Source organism: Paenibacillus sp. FSL H8-0079 (assembly GCF_037991315.1).
Classification (GTDB): domain Bacteria; phylum Bacillota; class Bacilli; order Paenibacillales; family Paenibacillaceae; genus Paenibacillus.
Genome location: NZ_CP150300.1, coordinates 1466830 through 1487173, shown reverse-complemented (window position 1 = coordinate 1487173; position 20344 = coordinate 1466830). Strand labels below are relative to the sequence as shown.

19 protein-coding genes are annotated in these 20344 nt (G+C 44.6%); all 19 read right to left on the bottom strand.

Annotation, left to right across the window (positions count from 1 at the left end; translation table 11 throughout):
* Positions 1 to 4 precede the first annotated feature (4 nt).
* Entirely contained in the window at positions 5 to 1600 is a 1596-nt protein-coding gene (locus MHI06_RS06500) for a stalk domain-containing protein (RefSeq protein WP_340400887.1), read from the bottom strand.
* A 45-nt stretch (positions 1601 to 1645) separates the two neighbouring features.
* Positions 1646 to 2479: a DUF5808 domain-containing protein gene (locus tag MHI06_RS06495; RefSeq protein WP_340400886.1), complete on the bottom strand. Its 834-nt coding sequence runs from the start codon at positions 2477 to 2479 to the stop codon at positions 1646 to 1648.
* Between the two features lie 290 nt (positions 2480 to 2769).
* Positions 2770 to 3165 (bottom strand): GntR family transcriptional regulator, encoded by a 396-nt coding sequence (locus tag MHI06_RS06490; RefSeq protein ID WP_169480171.1) that lies wholly within the window; start codon positions 3163 to 3165, stop codon positions 2770 to 2772.
* A 220-nt stretch (positions 3166 to 3385) separates the two neighbouring features.
* A complete protein-coding gene (locus MHI06_RS06485; protein ID WP_082762678.1) occupies positions 3386 to 4459 on the bottom strand; it encodes an AI-2E family transporter in 1074 nt (357 codons plus the stop codon).
* A gap of 165 nt (positions 4460 to 4624) precedes the next feature.
* A complete protein-coding gene (locus MHI06_RS06480; protein ID WP_169480173.1) occupies positions 4625 to 5416 on the bottom strand; it encodes a DUF2705 family protein in 792 nt (263 codons plus the stop codon).
* Complete coding sequence (locus tag MHI06_RS06475; protein ID WP_340400885.1) at positions 5409 to 6317, bottom strand: ABC transporter ATP-binding protein; 909 nt, start codon at positions 6315 to 6317, stop codon at positions 5409 to 5411. The genes MHI06_RS06480 and MHI06_RS06475 overlap by 8 nt, the downstream gene beginning before the upstream one ends.
* Before the next feature lie 32 nt (positions 6318 to 6349).
* A complete protein-coding gene (locus MHI06_RS06470) occupies positions 6350 to 6601 on the bottom strand; it encodes a hypothetical protein (protein ID WP_340400884.1) in 252 nt (83 codons plus the stop codon).
* Positions 6602 to 6883: 282 nt separating this feature from the next.
* Positions 6884 to 7405, bottom strand: a complete 522-nt coding sequence (locus MHI06_RS06465; RefSeq protein ID WP_340400883.1) for a hypothetical protein — start codon at positions 7403 to 7405, stop codon at positions 6884 to 6886.
* A gap of 94 nt (positions 7406 to 7499) precedes the next feature.
* Entirely contained in the window at positions 7500 to 7994 is a 495-nt protein-coding gene (locus tag MHI06_RS06460; protein WP_340400882.1) for a VanZ family protein, read from the bottom strand.
* A gap of 111 nt (positions 7995 to 8105) precedes the next feature.
* Positions 8106 to 10229: a YCF48-related protein gene (locus MHI06_RS06455; RefSeq protein WP_340400881.1), complete on the bottom strand. Its 2124-nt coding sequence runs from the start codon at positions 10227 to 10229 to the stop codon at positions 8106 to 8108.
* 20 nt (positions 10230 to 10249) lie between these two features.
* Entirely contained in the window at positions 10250 to 11173 is a 924-nt protein-coding gene (locus MHI06_RS06450; protein WP_340400880.1) for an LCP family protein, read from the bottom strand.
* Positions 11174 to 11187: 14 nt separating this feature from the next.
* Entirely contained in the window at positions 11188 to 12519 is a 1332-nt protein-coding gene (locus tag MHI06_RS06445) for a UDP-glucose/GDP-mannose dehydrogenase family protein (protein ID WP_340400879.1), read from the bottom strand.
* A 32-nt stretch (positions 12520 to 12551) separates the two neighbouring features.
* A complete protein-coding gene (locus MHI06_RS06440) occupies positions 12552 to 13934 on the bottom strand; it encodes a sugar phosphate nucleotidyltransferase (protein WP_340400878.1) in 1383 nt (460 codons plus the stop codon).
* The gene (locus MHI06_RS06435) at positions 13931 to 14959 is read right to left on the bottom strand and encodes a polysaccharide pyruvyl transferase family protein (RefSeq protein WP_340400877.1); all 1029 of its coding nucleotides are present in this window, start codon (positions 14957 to 14959) and stop codon (positions 13931 to 13933) included. The genes MHI06_RS06440 and MHI06_RS06435 overlap by 4 nt, the downstream gene beginning before the upstream one ends.
* Positions 14946 to 16319 carry an oligosaccharide flippase family protein gene (locus MHI06_RS06430; protein ID WP_340400876.1) on the bottom strand — a complete coding sequence of 458 codons (1374 nt, stop codon included), beginning with the start codon at positions 16317 to 16319 and terminating at the stop codon, positions 14946 to 14948. The genes MHI06_RS06435 and MHI06_RS06430 overlap by 14 nt, the downstream gene beginning before the upstream one ends.
* A 10-nt stretch (positions 16320 to 16329) precedes the next feature.
* Positions 16330 to 17229 carry a glycosyltransferase gene (locus tag MHI06_RS06425; protein WP_340400875.1) on the bottom strand — a complete coding sequence of 300 codons (900 nt, stop codon included), beginning with the start codon at positions 17227 to 17229 and terminating at the stop codon, positions 16330 to 16332.
* A 26-nt stretch (positions 17230 to 17255) separates the two neighbouring features.
* On the bottom strand, positions 17256 to 18278 hold the full coding sequence (locus tag MHI06_RS06420; RefSeq protein ID WP_340400874.1) for a glycosyltransferase: 1023 nt from the start codon (positions 18276 to 18278) through the stop codon (positions 17256 to 17258).
* A gap of 15 nt (positions 18279 to 18293) precedes the next feature.
* A complete protein-coding gene (locus MHI06_RS06415; RefSeq protein ID WP_340400873.1) occupies positions 18294 to 19229 on the bottom strand; it encodes a glycosyltransferase in 936 nt (311 codons plus the stop codon).
* A gap of 21 nt (positions 19230 to 19250) precedes the next feature.
* A complete protein-coding gene (locus MHI06_RS06410; protein ID WP_340400872.1) occupies positions 19251 to 20321 on the bottom strand; it encodes a glycosyltransferase family 4 protein in 1071 nt (356 codons plus the stop codon).
* Positions 20322 to 20344: the final 23 nt, after the last annotated feature.

The window sequence follows — 20344 nt, the reverse complement described above, 5'->3', positions numbered from 1 at the left end:
GGTATCAATCAAGGTTTAATACCCACTTTGCAATATCATCGATAATGGCTTTAGAGACATTAGATGGCTCAGCGTACTCTTGACCAATCGAAAGTCCATCATAGCTGGATAACAGATGATTTACCTTTGGATAGCTATTGTACGTTACATTGGAATGACCTTGAAGAGACGATTTCCAGGTTTGGAATTGATTCATAGACACCTGCACATCGTTTTCGCCTTGTATAACAAGCATAGGTGTATTTTGTGTTTTAGCCAGTTCCGCAGGCACATAATCTCTCTGCTCAAACCACCAATAAGCAGGTTGAAGTGGAAACGCCTCAGGAAGATGATCTACAGAATATTTTGGATCTTTAACCATCGCAGCCACATTTTTATAAAAATCAGCTTGCCCTTGAATGATCTCCGTGTCCAATCCAAGCTGCTTCATCCGCTCTACCAATTCGTCCTGCTGCTCGGTAAGCACATCCACAAAGCTACTACTTGGTGCAGCAAGTAGAATACTTCCTGCAATATCATGTTGTTTATCCTCAGCAATGATTAACGGCATTGCAAACCCGCCTTGACTATGTCCAGCTACAAAAATCGCTGTAGAATCAATATGTGCATTCTTTTTAAGCAATTCCACCGCATCGTTTACCTGATCTACGCTCTCTTGTTTTAATGTGAATTTAGGCTGTGAAGCCACCTTATAGGTATGCTCATACGTGACCTTATCGTATCTTAATACAGCAACTCCTTGTGAAGCCAAACCTACCGCAAGATCGCGAAACGGCTTTGTACCACCAATGGCAGCATCTTGATTGCTAGGCCCAGATCCGTGTACCAGAATGACAACCGGGAAAGATCCCTCTCCCTTGGGCAAAGTTAATGTCCCTGGCAAAGCTAAATCACCCTGACCAACGGTAATATCTTGTTCTGTATAGGCAGATGGGTCGTCGTAGCTTGGTTTTTGATACACATCTGGCGTGGCGGCAGCAATATACAAATCATCCACAAGTCCGTCATCATTCATTCTGACTGTAATATTTATACGAGTAAGCTCTGTCTTAAAAGTATAGGTGACATTACGATGTACTGTGTTATTTTCTACGTGTTTAGCTATGGCTTCACTTGTAATTTTGCCATTTTGTCCTTCTAAAGCTCCCCATAGCTGACTCAACAACGTGGGTGACAACACTCCACTCACAGAGGTATGAACATACTTGGCAGCCTCCTTGCCATCGCCCTCACTTATAAGTGAAATGAATATGTCCTCCGGTGTTGCTTTCAGCGTATCAGTAAGAAATCCCTCATCCATAAAGGTAACTCCTTTCGTTAACTGAACAGGATTGTCTAAGGATATGACCTGCCCGTTCACCATCGCCTGTTTCTCTCCTACCTTAACTACAATCGTAAGCTCATTTTTTCGTATTGTGATTTCTCCTGTTTGTTGTTGCCAAGATACCTCTGCCCCATTCTTTTCTGCAATCTCACGAATAGGAACTAGATTTTCACTACCAGCGGGTTTCTCAGCAGCTGCTGAGATGGCTGTCACCGGAAGGATGAGACATACGAAAGTAAGAGACAGTAATAGCTTTTTCCAATTGTTCATCATCATAAATCCTCCTAATTATTTTTATGATATGCATAGATCTATGAGCATTTATTGGCTCAGGACTATACTTATAACAACAATAGCAATGATGAATAACAACAGGACCCAAGATAGCGGACGAGCGAAGTTAATCGTCCAGCCTATTCCATAACGTTTTTCTACGGTAAAAGAAGGATCATTGGCATTGAAGTAAATAAAACCAAGCTTCCAATATTCATCGTCATTCACAGGCTGCTCCTTGGATCGTTCGCGATCCTCTTGATGATTACGAATTTTCCCACCGCCTTGTCTGCCTGTGAGAGACAGCAATATAGCGCCTAATACGATCGCCACGGGGGTGATAAAGCTAATCGCTGTTAACAAGACCAGATTAGGGACGAACATATTGATCTGAATGAAGGCAAATAAAATGGTAAGAAGGAACCCTGTTATGATCGTAAATAGGGACCATTTACGGCGGAATTGAATATTTTCAGCAGCAAATTTGGCAGGATTAGACGTAGTAAGCTGTTGTTTGCTTGTTTTAATACTCCAGTTCACCAACATCATAAGTCCAATAATTCCTAGCTGTACAAGATTAATAGCCAGTACCGAAAGGTAGGTTTTAGGCACACTGGAAGTGACATTGCCCTGAAAATCATATTTCATTGGAATGATGTTAGGGAGTGCCTTATAATTCAGGATCGAAATGATCGCAATGGCTACAATAATAGCAATATGAATGAGAAACCAATAGTTGGAATAGGTGAGCTTATTTTGGCGGAAGGTAGTATCGATTTTAACCCTTTGAGGTGTTTCTACAGTTGTAAGTGTTCCCTTTATCTTTTTCATCTTGAAATGAAATAAGATGTGCAGTGCTGACCAGTACACAATGAATATCATTGTGCAAACACCGGTGATTATTGCGGTTGACTCTTCATTAGCAGATCGAAGTAAATACAGACAGACAAGGATAACCAACCCGTTCCCGATCAAACTTACTGTAGCAAACGTACTCCGTAGCTTACGTAAGATGGGTGTGTGGTAATTATATTCACTTACCGTAACCCCAAAGCTAATTGTTTCCCTTGTCAAATAAGGTGTAAAGGATAGAAGTAAGGCTAATGGAGCAAAGATTAAGATGATAGGTAATATACTAAATAGTTGCATACATAACACACTCCCTTGATTCTTTATTCTCTGTTGTGACCCATCTTTACATCATCATACATTTGGTCTAATACCGCAGTTAGCTCTTCTTTGGTCATTCCACGACATATCGCTTCGGCAATAATCGGTCTTAATTCGCTTTGCTGCTTTTTCAAAAAATCATCCGTTAAATCAGGCATTCCATCAGGGTTTACCACGACTCCCTTTTGTCTATGAACAAGAATGTATCCATCTTGCTTGAGTAGTGTATAAGCCTTGTTGACCGTGTGAAGGTTAACACCAATATCTGCTGCCAAATTCCGAACCGAGGGTAGCGCCTCACCTAGCTGTAACTCACCACTAGCAATGCCTTCAATAATTTGATAAACAAGTTGCGAATAGATGGGAAGTTCGGATTGCATATCCAGTTGAATAATCAAGGGTTCACCTTCTTTTTATTATCTGTTATATATCAAGTATAACAGGTATAACATGAGTGAGCAATAATTCTGAAAATAAAAAATAAGCCGCATATTCATCGCGAGGGCAAGTTACCAACCCTTCACCATGGATATGCGGCTTATCCTGTTGAGCTTATCGATGTGATTCAAGAGCAAACATTAGTGGAGACACATAACAGAGTTATATTTCTAATTCCATTTAAGTTTCAGTCTTATCTTCGACAATCCGATAATGGATTCTGCGAACTATAATTTTCAGAATCATATATAGCGGAATCACGATAATCATACCCAAGATATTTCCCAGATCGGCACCTACAAGCAAAAGAATAACGGTAGTCAGTGGATGAATATCAAGCTGCTTGCCGTAGACGTAAGGTGAGATCAGGTTATCCTGAATTTGCTGTGCGATTACAATAATGACCAGGGACCAGATCGCCATCGAAGGTGATTCGATAAACGCGACAATGACAACCGGGATAGCTGCCAGCAAAGCTCCCACATAAGGAATAAAGTTCAGAATAATCGATACAACGGTCAGCAGCAACGCATACGGCAAACCTAAGATGAGAAAACCGATGTACATCAGAATCCCCAGGGCTACATTAACGATAACCCGGCCGACGATATAGTTGCTTAGTGCCTCATCGATCTCATGGACGGTTTCTTCCCCATCCTTCCGATAATGTCTTGGCAACAATAAGGTCAGATTCGTTCCAAACTTGCTGCCTTCCTTAAGCATGTAATACAACATGATCGGGAACGTAGCCAGAATAATAACCAGATTGGATACCACGGAGAATAACCCGGAGACATAATCGGTTACCTGAGTGATCCCTTGGCTTAGAATATCAGAAAGTCGTGAGAATAGATTGGAATCGTCAGGCAGATATCTGGAAACGAAATTACTCTTTTCAAGTGCATTCAACTGGTCGCTGAGCGAAGTAACCAACGCTGGAGCATTCTCCACAAAATTCATCAGTTGTTCTCTCAATGAAGGCCATACCAACACACTGAAACCAGCAAGTATTAATGCAGTCACGACATAAATAATCAGAACTGACAATGCACGCTTGATCTTATGCCTTTCCATGTAATCGACGAGCGGGCGCAGCAGATAATAGAAGAAACCAGCAATCAGCAGCGGAATGATGATGATGTGAATCAGTGAGGTCAGGGGGCTGAAAATAAAGTTCACTTTATCCCCCAGATACACGATGAGCAGCAGCAGAATAATCGCTGTGCAGATGCGGTAGAACTTGTTGTTTATCAAGAAACGTGATCCCTCCATGCGCTGCGTTGCCAAAGTGACTGCGGCGTTGATATGTATATCTAGTCATTTATAAGTACCCTTAAATGACAGTCATGCCACAGCCGATGCTGAATATACACTTTTTTCTTCCCAAAACAGCATTGGAGCAAAAAAAAGAAGCAGGCGTTAGCCTGCCACATCTCTTTTGCTGAATACAACCCAGGAAATCACCATGAAAATAACATAATACACTGCCAGGACTGCAATGGAGAAACCAAGTGTCATTCCTGCACTCGGACCACCCATGAGCGTAAATTCCGCTCCGGAAGTCATGTATTTGCTAAGATCCATGTTGTTGAATAAAACATACTTGGCCCACTCATAACGGTCCGGATTGAATATGAGTGAGAATATACTTTGTGAGAACATAATGAACAGGGATAATCCAATCGCAAGTGCGCCTGAACGAAAGACGGAGGACACCATGAAGGCAATCGCAAGCGTAATGAACAGATCGACGTACAGATATCCCCATAGCGTCAGAGCATTCGTAGCCGGACTATTGCTTCCTCCCGGAGCATCATGCGAGAAAAGAATATAGGACGTTAGCATGGCCATCGCGATGACCAGCAATGTACTGACAATACTGAAGCCAATGACGGTCAGGTATTTGGAAGCGAGAACTTTGCTTCGTGACCATGGACGGATCAGCAATAGCTTAATGGTTCCCCAGGTGAATTCGCCTGCGACCGATTCCGCTGCAATCACAACACAGAAGATCGTGTTCAGGAAAAACGTGATCTGGATGGTCGTCACAGCCGCTTCCCAGTACAAGACTTCATTGGACCCCATGCCTTCTCGCAGTAACACTGGCATTAACAGCGAGATCAGTGCCAGAATCGATAACATGATCCAGGTACGAGGACGACGGAAAATTTTCATGTTTTCATTCAATATCAGATTACCGAAACTACCCAATGCCTCCACCCCCAGTGACTTGCAAGAATTGTTCTTCCAGGGTGTGAGTCACGTTACGAATACCGTATACCTGAAACCCTTCGCTAACCAGCTTGGCATTGATATCCGGAATCTGCTCACGAGACACCCGTGCTACCAGGACATTGCCCTGTACTGTAGCATCCTGAATCAGATCGACAGCGCGGTCTGCATCATTCAGCTCAAAGGCAACTTCGATTAATGCATCCGAACCAGCTTCAGCCCGAAGGTTTCTTACATCAATCAACTTGCCGTTCTGGATGATGGCTACGGTATCACACATCAGTTCCATCTCCGACAGCAGATGACTGGATACGAAGACCGTAATGCCTTCCTCTTGGGTGAGCTGACGCAAATAATCTCTCAGTTCCCGTATACCCTGTGGGTCCAGACCATTGGTCGGCTCATCCAGTACAAGCAGCTTCGGTTTATGTAATATCGCTTGCGCGACACCCAGACGCTGGCGCATGCCCAGTGAGTAGGTTTTAACCTTATCGTGAATACGGGCCGTAAGCCCCACACGCTCAATTGTTTCCGCAATACGTTCTTTCGTCACTCCCGGCGACATGCGGGCAAAGTGAACGAGATTCTGGTATCCAGTCAGAAACTTGTACATCTCCGGATTTTCCACAATGGCTCCGACCTGCGCTACCGCCTGCTCAAACTCATTCTTCACACTGTGTCCCGAGATGAAAATATCACCTTTACTGATGGACATCAGTCCAACCATCATTCGAATCGTCGTTGTTTTTCCCGCGCCATTAGGTCCTAAAAAACCAAAAACCTGCCCCGGAGAAATATCCAGAGTCAGGTCGCTGACCAATGATCGGGAGGATATGATCTTGCTGACGCCCTGAATCCGGACGACCGGCTCCTGCTGCATTCAATCCCCTCCTTCATGGACGAGCATATAGCTCATGCCCGTTTCTCATATGCACATAGTGTATCATAATCTTTAGTATATTGTCCCGCAAACTGGGTTTTCCCCTGACGTTTCACTTCAACTACACACGCTTCACAGCATCCAAGCGGCATTTCACTCCGATAGAATCCGGTGCGAAATACGTGATTGCCTCCATAGCCCTCTTCCTTCATTTCGACAGAGCTTCTAGCGACCGACACAATCATCCCACAACTGACACAGTAAAAGCGGCCCGTTTCGATCAATGATATTCCTTCCCCTCACAAGGAGCTTAGAAGTCCCTGTTATTTGTCGTTAGACGCTGAAAATTGATACATTTTGTATCTACCTCGTAATTTACTTGACACCGGGACTAATGTCAAGGCTTCACAGCCATAAAATCGAGTAAAATACAAAAAAATCTCCATAAATGCGACAAAAGTCTCGCATTTATGGAGCCTCATGTTAGGTAAATGATACAATTCGGTGCAACGTATGGGTGAATATCATTATGACGGAGTTCCAGTTGCTTTGACACTGATGTATGATTATTCACTGTTGTTATCCTGTGAGGCACCCTCATTCTTCTGATTCGGATAATACCAGAGTAAGGTCCATTCATCCCCATCCTCTACCAGATAACAGGTCTGCACAATATCGAATTGTCCAAAGGTACCTGAGTACTTCTGAGTGACCCGGATTCTGTAAGCTTCTGAGAATGGCTTCACACCATCCACCACCGTGACATCGAACTCACGCTCCGGCTGCTCCATCTCCAGCTCAAAAGTTTCCACGCCAAAGTGCTGCATGAATATATGTGCTCTGTTCTGTACGTAAGCACTCTTTGGAAACCGCTCTTTCATCAGGGGATGAAACAGTTCCCATGAACTGCCGAAGTCACCCGTCTGCTCATATTTGTAAAATTCTTCGGCAACAGCCGCAGCTTCATCCGGTGTATCTGCCCGAAACAAATACGGAATGGTTCTACCGATCAACCATAGCAGGATCAGTATAATCGCTATGAACCCGATTTTCTTGAGCAAAGCATTCCTGTTTCTTCTTCGCAGCATGTCCAGTCCTCCTTGTCCTCCATCCATATTTATGATGAATGGTAGACAAGTAGAAGCTGAACGATGCATCTAATTTCCTGGGAAATCACGTTCTTTAGCGATGAGAGCGTCTAAATGATCTTAATTTCTGATAGATCGCTACGCCCGCTATCCATAACATCACACCACAGAAACCACCGACCAGATCAACTCCCACATCTCGAATGGAAGCCGTCCGATTGGGACTGAAACGTTGGATATATTCATCGATGGATGCGATCACGATAACAGTAGCCAATGCAACTCCTATAGATGTATTCATGCCGCTTCTCTGATATCGCATCCCACAATAGACGAGTACAGCCAAGACAGCATAGACAAATACATGCGCACTTTTACGAAATACGAACTCGGCAAAGTCATAGGGTCGTTGGTTTAATGAATAATGATGCTCACCATAAGTGAACTGGATATCAGGCAGCAATAACACCCACTGTATTTTCTCAGACCATTGATGGAGCCAAGGCTGAATGGTCTGTTGCTGATAGGATTGTGCGGACATGGACCAGATGAACAAAATCCACGACATAATCAGAAGCACGGAGATCACGTATCCGTATCTTCTCCGCTTATGATTCTGTCGCCGGGAGCCCTCCTCTATTAGGATTGTAATCACCACTTTCATATCTCTTTCTATACTTCTTATAGTGCCAGGTACAGATTATTGAACAAAAGAGCCTGTAAATAATCCACGGCCATTCGTACCTACATAGACCTTCCCATATGTCTGACGATCAGCCTCCATCACTTGGGGCTCATTACCGAGACCGATGCCGGTCGCAGGTGTGATGTTATTCCAGGTGAGTCCCATATTATCGGAACGGAAGAATCCTTTGACCTGATTGACCGTGCCATAGATAAAGACAGCAGGATTAGCCGCTCCTGATTTCCCTTTTCCAAAAGCAAATAGCTCAGACGATTGTACATTTTGTATTTTGGTGAACGTAGCCCCGGAAGTATTGGAAGCATATAAGCCTGCTCCCCCCAGACTCACCCAGACTACATTTTCCATGCCTGGTGCAGCCTCCACCTTGATTTTCTCACTCTGCGGCAATGCAGCTGTATTCGCCTTGATCCAGTTAGCCCCGCCGGTAGTTGTTCGATATAAATGTCCAGCGGAATACACATAAAACTTATTTCCATTTGTTCGATCAGCGGCTAACGTCTGGTTATACGTGAATATGGAATCTCCTCCAGTATTATTGGGTGGAAGTCCATTCATACTTTGCCAGGTTACGCCCTTATTCGTGCTTCTCACTGCGTTACCGGTTTGTGGTAAATAAATAATCAAATTTGGATTCGCAGCCGAATATGCTACACGTCCCAATTGGGAGCCAGGCGGCACATTCACAGAGGTAGTCGTCAGCCCGTTATCGGATGACAAAAATAGCCTTGTAATGGTTCCATACCAATCATTACTTCCCAAATAAATAATCTGATTGGGGTCTGCCTCGTGATAATCGATGCTCACGACTTCCTGCATGCCTGAAAGCGGAAGCTTTCTAATCGGTGTATTGAACACATCCGAATGCCTGAACCCAATCTGATCAGCCACACCACTAAAGAAAGAAGCCCCTTGAGGTGGTGTCGTAGCTGATAGGGCAACGACTTCCTCATGTCCATCTGTAATCGCATCCCATTGCGTCATCGCCTGTGTAATGTTATCTGTCTTAAATACCCCTGACCAATCGGAAGCATATACTCTTCCGGGATGATGGGGATCAAACACAACACTTGATGTCGCCGAAAAGAACATGTTGGATGTCCACCATGGGGGTCTGTCGTTTAACGTTTTGTTCACGTTGGTCCAGGTTTGACCACTATTGGTGGAGCGATATAAGGGTAAGTTACTGCCGCCCGTACGAACAGCAACCAAAATGTGATTATCATTGGAGGAATCAATACTTATACCATAGTAGGATGAATATTGAGAACTCGGGGTAATATTGGTCCATTGCTTTCCATTGTATTTCAGAACTCCACGGTTATCCGTAGTCACATACAAAATCCCACTTTTGGATACCGTCATCCGTGCTGTACTCTCTGGGCTATTCCTGATCAATTCCCAGGTCATCTGACCATTGCTTCGTTTCATTTTGGAAAAGATTCCTATACCTCTTACCCCCGCATACACAACTTGCTCATGCTTGGCTGCAGGGTTAACTCCATATGCAACGCTCCGAATCCCCTGCCCTGAGAGTCCATAGGGGACCTCACGCACATGGCTCCATGTATCTCCACCATTACTGGATGTATATAATCCATCATATCTTGTGCCCACATGCAGATAGTTCGAGTTTGATGGGTTGACAGCAATACTCTCCCCCATTGCCCTATGAATATTGCCATTCGAAACATTACGAAGATTCAATCCCGTTCGTGTCCATGTCTCGCCTCGATCTGTCGACTTTAGGATGTCACTGGGACTTCCATTCGCATACTTTCCGGCAGCAACATAGACGATATCCGGATTCTGATGATCCAGTGCGATGCCATCAATGCCATATAGATTACTTTCGTCAGGTTCAATATGATCCAACAAAGGAATCCACCTGTTATATACGGGGTCGAGCCGATAGACACCGCCAATATCCGTACGAGCATAGACTAAGTTAGGCTCTGTTGGGTGAACAACAACCGCTGTAACGTAACCTCCACCGCCAATGGGTATTTGATCCCATTGATAACTTTCAGCAGACTGAACAACATTTTGGTTTGTCGGAATCATAAGTGTATACATTAAAATGACGATCAATACCAATTTAGGCAGCCTGAACATACGCATGTGGTTCACCCCTTATCCATTTAACCGGAGTGTTCTTTGATCAACTGATGTATCCGATTCTTCTCAGACTGTTCCACCATATAGTAGTATACTCCGTCGATTTTCTTACCTGTACCTTTAATCTCAACCGATTCTACATGTTCCAGCACGTTGCGATAATTACTGATCATTTGCTTCATCTCATCAAAGGAAACGTCTGTTTTGACATGTTCGCTCACTTCTCCAAGTAATGACTCCAACTGAAATACAGTAGATATCTGAACAGTGTTTTTCAATACCTGTTTGATAATTTCACGCTGCCGGTCATTTCGTCCAAGATCACCCTTGGGATCATCATAACGCATGCGTGAAAATCCCAGTGCAGTCGCACCATCCAAGTGGACGGTGCCCTTCTCAAATCGATGACCTTCATATTCAAAGGCAAAAGGATTGTGGACATCTACCCCACCAACCAAATCGATGACCTTAGCGAATCCTTCCATATCCACCTTCAAATAATAGTCTATGGGTACTCCGAGGAATTGTTCAACCGTTTGCACAGACATGTTCACACCGCCAAAAGCATAGGCATGGTTGATTTTATCCTCTGTTCCATGCCCCACGATGCTCGTGTGCGTATCGCGAGGGATATTGAACATGAGTACCGATTTTTGAGCTGGATTCACACTGAGCACGATCATGGTGTCCGAGCGTCCACGATCATTAGCTCGCTCATCAACACCCAGAATCAAGGCGTTGAAAGGTTCCTGATTCTCCATGTCAATCGGGAACCTTCCTCCTCTGTTATCCACAATAGATACCTGTTTGATAGGGTCCCGGGGCTCATAGATGTTCTCTGCAGCTGATTTCACATGAAGGTACAGATAGATTGCGTAACCAAGTACAATGGCTATCATAAGGATGAGAACTGCCAACGAAATTTTGATCCCCAGTTTGAGTTTCATGTTCATGCCTCCGGTTACAGAACTGCGGTTTTTCTTCCATCGATATTCGTTAACCCTGGACGACCTACAGAGTAATATTGAAAAGCGGTATCCTTGATCTGGTCTTCTTCATAAATATTTCTTCCATCGATTAAAATCGGTTGCTTCATATGGGCTGCCAGTTCGGTCAGATCTACCTCCATAAACTCCTTCCATTCAGTGAGGACACAGAGTGCATCAGCACCCTCGGCGGCTTCCATTGCACTAGAGGTCCATGTAATTGCCGGTGAATCAACCTCCTTTCGGAAATTTTCCGTAGCAATGGGGTCGTAAGCTTTAACCGTTGCTCCCTGATCAAGCAGACGCTGAATGATTTCAACCGCTGGTGCATCACGTACATCATCCGTGTCCGGTTTGAAAGCAAGACCCCAGACTGCAATTTGTTTGCCATCCAGTTCGTCTAATGCCTCTTCCAGTTTACGAATCACATTAAAACGTTGATCCTTGTTCACTTCCACCACCGATTTCAGCAGTTTGAAGTCATAATCTACATTACCTGCAATTTGAATCAGAGCTTGTGTATCCTTTGGGAAACAGGAACCTCCATAACCAATGCCTGCCTTGAGAAACGATGCACCGATTCGTCTGTCATACCCCATGCCTTCAGCAACGCGACTAACATCCGCTCCTACCTTTTCACAGATATTAGAAATCTCGTTGATAAAGGAAATCTTGGTTGCCAGGAAAGCGTTAGATGCATACTTAATCATCTCAGCCGAACGAATATCCGTTACAATAATCTGATCGGTTAGTGGCTGATGCAGCTCCTTCAACGTGGTGACCGCTCTCTCGCTGTTTGTTCCAATTACAATTCGGTCAGGATACAATGTATCCTTCACAGCCGTGCCTTCCCGAAGGAACTCAGGTACCGATGCCATATCGAACGGATGACTCGTCAAACTGCTGATCCATTCCTGAATGCGATCATTGGTTCCGACAGGAACAGTGCTTTTAGTCATTATTATTTTATAATTATCCATAAAAGAACCAATTTCTCGCGCAACAAGCTCAATATAACTCAGATTCGCTTCGCCATTCGGCAGTGATGGTGTTCCTACCGCGATGATAATGATATCTGAACGATGGATGGCATCCTGAATGTTGGTGGTAAATGTCAGCCTGCCCGCTTCCATATTGGAAGTCATGACTTCCTTGAGTCCCGGTTCATAGATTGGAACATGACCATCCGTCAGCATAGTCACTTTTTCTACATTATTGTCGACGCATATCACGTTATTTCCCAGTTCCGAAAAACATACGCCCGATACCAAACCTACATAACCTGTTCCAATCACCGTAATATTCATTCCAACATCTCCCCCATATCATAAAGTCTTGGTTAAACGTGCTTCATATAAGTCTGAACAATGTCCTGCCATTCGGTGGATACTCTAACGATATCTTCTTCAATCAGCTGACTTCCGATCTGCACTTCGATGATCTCCAGTTCAGTAACCGCTCTGACCGAATGAAGCATGCTTTTATCGATAATTACTGTATCTCCCTGGCTTATCGTTCGCCGCTTGCCATCCAGAATCAATTCCCCTGAACCCGATACAACCGTCCATACCTCATTGCGAAGCAGATGATATTGATAGCTCAGGTTCTTCCCAGCACTGATGCAGATTCGTTTGGTAAGCACCTCACCGCCGGCTTCATTTCTCGTATAATCCAGCACCCGGTAGCACCCCCATCGGCGCTCCTCATACATAGGACGTTGATCCTCGTTTTTCACGATCTCTTTAATCCGCGGACTCGCTTCTTTGTCACTGACCAGAATGCCATCCGGACTTACAGCAACCACCACACCTGACAGCCCCAAGACGGCAACCGGAATATTCAATTCATTGATCAGGTGAGTATCGTGAGAATCATCCGTAATCCAGCCTTTACCTACAACAGGAGTTCCCATCTCTTCGGTAAGGGTGTTCCAGGTTCCAAGATCTTTCCAGAATCCATTGTAAGGAATGGCAATAACCTGATTTGCCTTCTCGACAACCTGGTAATCAAAACTGATTTTTTGCAATCGTCCATATTGTTTCAGCATCTCGTCGTACTGTATGGGTAGCTCCATCTCAATGAGCAAATTGATCAAATACTCCAGCTTAAAAGCAAAAACCCCGCAATTCCATAATGCAGCCTGCTCAATCATGAGGGTTGCATCGGATTCGCAGGGTTTCTCCTGGAACTTCGCTACATGAACGTATTCGTTGCCACTTCCACTGGAAGATGAGGATTGCGGAATGATATATCCGTACTTCTCTGACGGGTAGGTCGGCACCACTCCCATTAAAGCCAGATCCGCACCTGACTTATCGAGCATCTCAGGCAAGGTGGTCAGAACCTCGAAGAACTCCTTTTCGACAAAAGGATCTACAGGCAGTACAGCAACCGTTTCACTCAGACTCACACTCTCCACCGAATACAGATAGGAAGCTGCGAGTGCAATAGCAGGGAACGTATCTCTGCGCTCAGGCTCCACTACCAGTTTCACATCGTCTCCAAGCTGTGAAGTCAGAATCTCGACCTGTGGCAGACTGGTTGCAATCAACGCCTGTGATGCAAGTCCGGCAGAATTCAGTTGCCGCCATACCCGTTGCACCATCGATTCCGGGTTGCCCTCGGGTCCATGGAGCACTTTAAGGAATTGCTTGGATCTTGAATCGTTGGATAAAGGCCAGAGACGCTTGCCCGAACCACCGGATAACAAAATACTTCTCATAGGGCTGCTCCATCCGAGAGCACAACCGCCCCAGACCCTTTACCTGCCTTAGCTGCTTGGTTATATGTGCTGGTCTGACCAGCTTCCAGTCTGCCCACCGGATTGTTCCGCGTCCAGGCTGTATAATAATTCGAGTTCTTGCCATACGAATTGTCCAGCAAGATATTCGGTTGATCCAGGAGACAAGCCAGAATATGTCCGTGCAGACGAGATGTCGTGATGGTTTTGTATTTATTGAATTCCTTTACGGCCGTATGTACCATCCGATCAGAGTATTTGTACCACAACCAGCGGGAGAGAGCGTTACCTTTCCCTGATTTCAACCGGGATGAGATCATGCGAATGATCTTCCGATCTACCCGGTTATACAATGTCTCCCAGTCTTTGAATGTGGCCTTAGGCCCACTGATGGATTCGTAATGTACCTGATTCTGAGTTTTCTCAATATCTTTCCGGAAGAAATAGAGCATATCGGCAACAGGTTGGCTTTTGGATTTGAGAGGCCACAACTGATGCGCCATGTCTGGAGAAAGGTATACGTTCGTTTGTTGAAACTCTTTACTGGCAATCTCATAAGATAATGTATCCCGGACAAAAAAGTGTACATCCTTATGACGATTGAATACCTGTGCTGTCTTTTTCAATTCAATATCACTTTTGTAAAACATCGTCTGAGGCAGAATAACAATCCGGTGATTCGGATGCTGGGCAATCATTCGTTCTCTCAATTTCTGATGAGCCGGGTACAGATCACCAAAGTTGCCCCCACCGTGCAGCACGATCGTGATACCTTCTGGTACCTTAAGGGACAAAGGGCAATCCAGAATGCTGTATCTGGCAAGTACATTAATATGATTGTCTCGGAAGAAAGCTTCCGTACCTTTCATAATCAACAAGTCTCCACCATTGCTGTGAACCGGGTAATCCAGATAATAGATATCGGTACGCGGGGGAATGACCTTCAGAATCTGAAGTAAGTGTCCCTTCAACTCTTCCATGGGATGAATATTGTTAGTGCCCAGCATCTCCATCTCCTCCTTGGGTGACTCTTCTTTTTTTATTCAACCGTTCAGTTAGGAAAGAAATATCCTTTTTGTCGAAAAACATGCCACTAAACTTGACTTTAAACGCGATCTTCATCGCTGCAACGGTGACCATCATGCGCACGATCGAGCCGATGAGCAGGGCAATGGCGATACCGTTTAATCCCCATAGGGGAGTAAGCACAAAAAACAGACCAATCGTGACTGACAACGCAATGAGTTGTCTGATCATAACCAGCCCCGGTCTTCCCAAAGCATTGAATGCAGAAGCGAGAATCCAGGAACCGCCGCCAATAATACATTCAAAAGCCAAAATATAAAATGCCTGACTCGCCTCCAAAAACTCATTACCGAACAAAACACCCATCAGCCAATTCCCTACAAACATGGTTGGCACGACGATGATTGTCATGATAATTAAAGAGAGTCGGAATGCTCGCCCCACGGTACGAATGACCTGTTCCTGTGGTAATCCGGTGACCTTGGGGAATACAACACTGCTTATTGCATTTTGCACCGCATTATAGATGCGAGATAACGCAAAGACGACGGAATAGAGTCCGAAATCTCTAGGCGTAAGCAGGGCCAATATAATAATCTTGTCAAACTGGGTGTAGAGGGTACCGAGGAGTTCCACACCAAATACCCGACTGCCGTAACCAAACAGATTTTGGGCTGCCTTTCGATCAATAGCCTTGGTGAACCACTTAAACTTCAGGCTATCTCTGAGCGTATATGCTGCCCATGCGACAACGATCACTGAACTTGCTATGGACACAAAAGAAGCCATTCCAATGCTCATCGCACCAAGCAACCATAAAGAGATCATGACAATCACTTTCAACACCGGATTATATAACCGTATCCCGTTATAGACCTGGAATCTGTCACGACTCTGCGACAGGGCAGATAACAGATTAATCAGGATCAGTACCGGAATACTGGTGACGGTAAACCAGCGGGCAATCGTAATGACCTCTGGCGGGTAATCCGCCATCCAGGAAGGCATATAGATCCAGGCAATCGCTCCAAGAATAAAGCTAATCGGAATTTGGACCATGAAGCTAAGTCGTAAATATTCAGCGCTTTTCTCTGCAGCTTCCCTTTTCAGGTTATAGATAATCGAGGTTGGAAGTCCCCAACTTACCAGACCAATGAGAAATGTCGGCCAGAACAAGATCGCCGAAAAAGCTCCCTTACCTTCAACACCAAACATCCGAGAAGTAATGATCGAAGTAATCGTGGTAAAGACCATAATAATGACGTTTGTTCCACTGGTATGCACAATGGTCTGTAACAGACTATTGCTTTTTAAGAGTTTTGGGAGCGCGAGTTGTGACATGAACTATTCCTCATTCCTTACTGTTATATCTGAGTATCCCGATGATCAGACCGTTCCGGTAGCAGATTTGAGCCAGTTGCCGGGTGAAACGCTTCGGACTGTATATGCATAATAAGGCTCGAATAACCCCTTGCCCCAAACGAATAGCGTGTTTTACCGTTCGAATCGTACCCTTGTCTTTTTTGCGAACAGCATCACTGACCCCTTGCCAGAAGACACGTCGCAAAAACCAGTTCTTGGTCGTTCGTTCTTTGGATACCTTGTGCTGAACGGAGCCGAAGGGCGTATAGAACACTTTATGCTGGACTCTGATCCGCGCGATCAGTTCACTCTCTTCATTGGATAACAGGTTCTTCCCCACTCTTCCCAGGTCCTCACGAAAAGGCGCGATGTCCTGAAAGAGCTGTGTACGAAACGCTACATTCGCACCGAACGGTATCGATGGATTAGGCATCTCAACCACATGGTCTGCATAATCCAGAATGGTATACAGCGACAGGTTCTCGCTAGGAATCCATTCTGGCTTCTGGCTCTCCCAGAGAGGTTCAATCTTGCCCCCCACACATCCGATGGAAGAGTCACTTTCGAATACGTCAACGATATGTTGAATCCATAGCGGAGATGCGATAGCATCATCGTCTAGAAAAAGGATGTACTCGCCGCGTGCTTCACGGATGGCTCGATTCCTTGCCGCCGATAAGCCCGGCTTTTTCTCCAGAACATACTTGACGTTATTTACGCCTTCGCTCGCCTGAATCTCCTGCACAAGCTGAGCTGTACCATCGGTTGAATTGTTATCGATCACGATAATTTCAACGTCATATTCAACATGTTGTCTGATGGCACTATGAATGGATTCACTCAGATCATAGGCTCTGTTATACGTGCAAATGGCTACAGTGGCTTTCATTCGATCGTCCCCGCATCCTCATTGATTTAGATCGTATAGAGCGAAATCGTTCGCTTCGCGATCCCTGACCATTCCAACTTATCTAGCATGGATTGGAATCCATTTCCTTCCCTGAACTCGTCATCCTTGGCACGGATCTTTTTCATAGCTTCTTCCAGTCCCTCTTGATCCGAAGGGTCATATAATACTGCACAGTTCTCGGGCAAGTACTCTTCCATAAGCCCCATTCTTGGGGCAACGACAGGTTTACCAAAAGACAGTGCCAGAATTGCACTGCCTGATGTCGCAATATTTTTATACGGAAGAATCATCGAATCAATGGCTTCAAAATAATCCGAGTACTCCCCATCCTGAATAAAATTGAAATACGTGTGAATGCGATCCGAATGACGTATTGAATCCTCCAGATCATAGTCAGCTGCCTTCTTGCCAGCAATCAACAGATGAGAATCCTTCCAATCCAGACGGTTGAACGCCTTGATTAGATCATCCACCCCTTTATACGGCGAAACCTGACCAAAAAAAGCAAAGACATAGTCATTTGCCGGGATGTTAAAGAGGTCTCTGATGTTCTGCCCTGTTCGTCCATATACCCCCTGATAATGTCCATGAGGGATAACTTCAATCTTGTGCTCAGGCACATGAAACGTCTCACTTACGCTGCGAATGAGCGGTTTGCCCATCACGATCAGTTTGGTACAATTCCGCACCAGAAACGTTCTCATCCAGTAATCATGCCACGTTCTACCACTGTTATGCGGCCATATGTTATGAACCGTCCAGAACAACTTCGCACCCTTTAGTCGTACATACATAATCATGAGAATGAAAAATATGGACTTGATGAATGTCGAGAACGCGTTGCTTCCTTTGTAATAAAAACTCGGCCAGTGAAAATGAAGTACATCATTCTTACGGACATGTTTTAAGTCTTTTTTGGAAAAATGCTTCACATCCCATCCCTGATCTTCTATGGACTGCGATAATAATTCATTGAATTTGTTCGTCTTGATCATTTTGGGCAACATGTAAACTACAGGTTCACGCATGACTACACCTCTGCTTTAGGCTGTTCCTTTATACTCTTCTTTGCTCAACGTTTCGCTTCGGAACTGTTTTCTCAAACGGTAACCGACCAATATGGTCCGGATATTACGCTTGAACAAGGTGAAGTTTTTCCACCATGGATAAAGAGCCAACGTATTTTTGAGAAAAAGAACATTTCGCTTCGGATTCTTGGACCACTCCATCATGCGATAATGATGAAGCTGACGCCGCTTTTGTTCCTCGCTCATATCCTTGTAATACTTAATCAGTACTTTGCGTTGTCCCTGAAACTTTTTCTTGGATGAAGTCGAGATGCGTGGCCCCTGATGGATATAGATATGCACAAGAGGTTCCCTGATATTGATTGCATGATATCCTCTTTGCAGAATACGAAGATAAAAATCATAGTCTTGTGCCGAGGTTAATTGTTCATCAAACATGACGGAGCGTGCCAACTGGGTCTGCACCATGATTTTGGAGGTTTCACCGATCCAGTTGTAGGTCAGCAAATCCGCATAGAATACGAGATCACGCGATTCAACCGATACCTTCCTGCGAGTCACCTTGTGATCCTGATCCACATAGACAAGGACTTTACTGCAAAAACAGAAGAGGCCTTTATTTTGCTCCAGGGCTCGAGTCTGGGATTGAATTTTATCAGGCAGCCACTGATCATCATCGTCCAGAAACGCAATATATTTCCCATTGGCACGTTGTATCCCTAAATTTCGAGCATGATTGGCACCTTGAGCATAAGGAACCTGGATATATTGTATTCTGTGATCTTCCTTGGTCCATGCTCTGCATACCTCTTCGGTATGATCCTGTGAGCCATCATCTACAATAATAATTTCCAGAAAGGGATAGGTCTGCTCCAGCACACTTGCCATGGCCTTTTTCAACAATTCAGCGCGATTATGCGTTGTTATAATACAGCTTACCAATGCTTCCATAGAACCACCTTTCCCTTGAAACTAGGACACTTTCATGTGCACCTTGTCATAGATGGACGATAAATTTTCAATGAGACTGTTCATGTTGAACTTGGATGTGACCAGTTCCTTATTGTTCAATCCCATTTGCACTCTCAGTTCCTTATCCAGAATAAGTCTTTCTAGCACATGAACCATCTCTGCTACATCCCCTGGTTCAACAAGAAAACCATTTAGCTCATCTGTAATGACTTCAGGTATGCCACCCACCCGAGTAGAAACAATCGGCAAACCTTCATTCATAGCCTCCAGAATGGCCATCGGAAGCCCTTCATGATAGGAAGGTAGAACCAGCAGATCCGCATGGTGAAGCAAACGTTCCTTCTCCTCGCCTCTAATCCACCCTGGCACTTCCACATATTCGGTGATGCCATAACGCTCAACCAGCGCGCGAACTTCATTAACTTCCCCATCGCCAGCCAGTGTAAATACTGCTTCGACCCCTCGTTTCTTCAATAGTTGAATAGCTAACAGGAGATCATACACACCTTTTCTCTTGCCAAGACGGCCCATGAACAAGCATCGTGGAACCTGACGTTCTTCTCTAACCGGAGGTTCTTTAATGAATACCCCATTATAGAGCACTTCGATTTTGGATTCAGGCACGATCCGGGAAAAAAAGCTCTTCCATGTATACGACAGTACAATTAATTTATCCACTTGATTCAATACATACTTGCATAGCTTCTGTTGCAACGGATGCCGATTATAGAACACATCGAAGCTGGAAGCATGAATATGCACAATCACTGGCACCCTGAATATTTTACGGCCAACAAAAATGAACAACGCCTTACGATAAAAACTCCCATTGTAAGACATATGAATATGAATCATGTCCGGTTTGAATGTAACGAGCTTCACGAGAAATTGAAGAAATCCTTTGATGAAGATGATTAGTCGTGCGAGCACACTACCCGTAATGTAGGTTTCAATCCGCTGTAAATGGTACTGCTCGGCGATCAATGAATTCTCAATATTTACAATGACACTTACAATTCCGCCCATGTCCTTCGTAGAAGAACCGATGACCAGCACCTTAGGTTTCATCATTCCACTCCTTTTGAATCGTAACG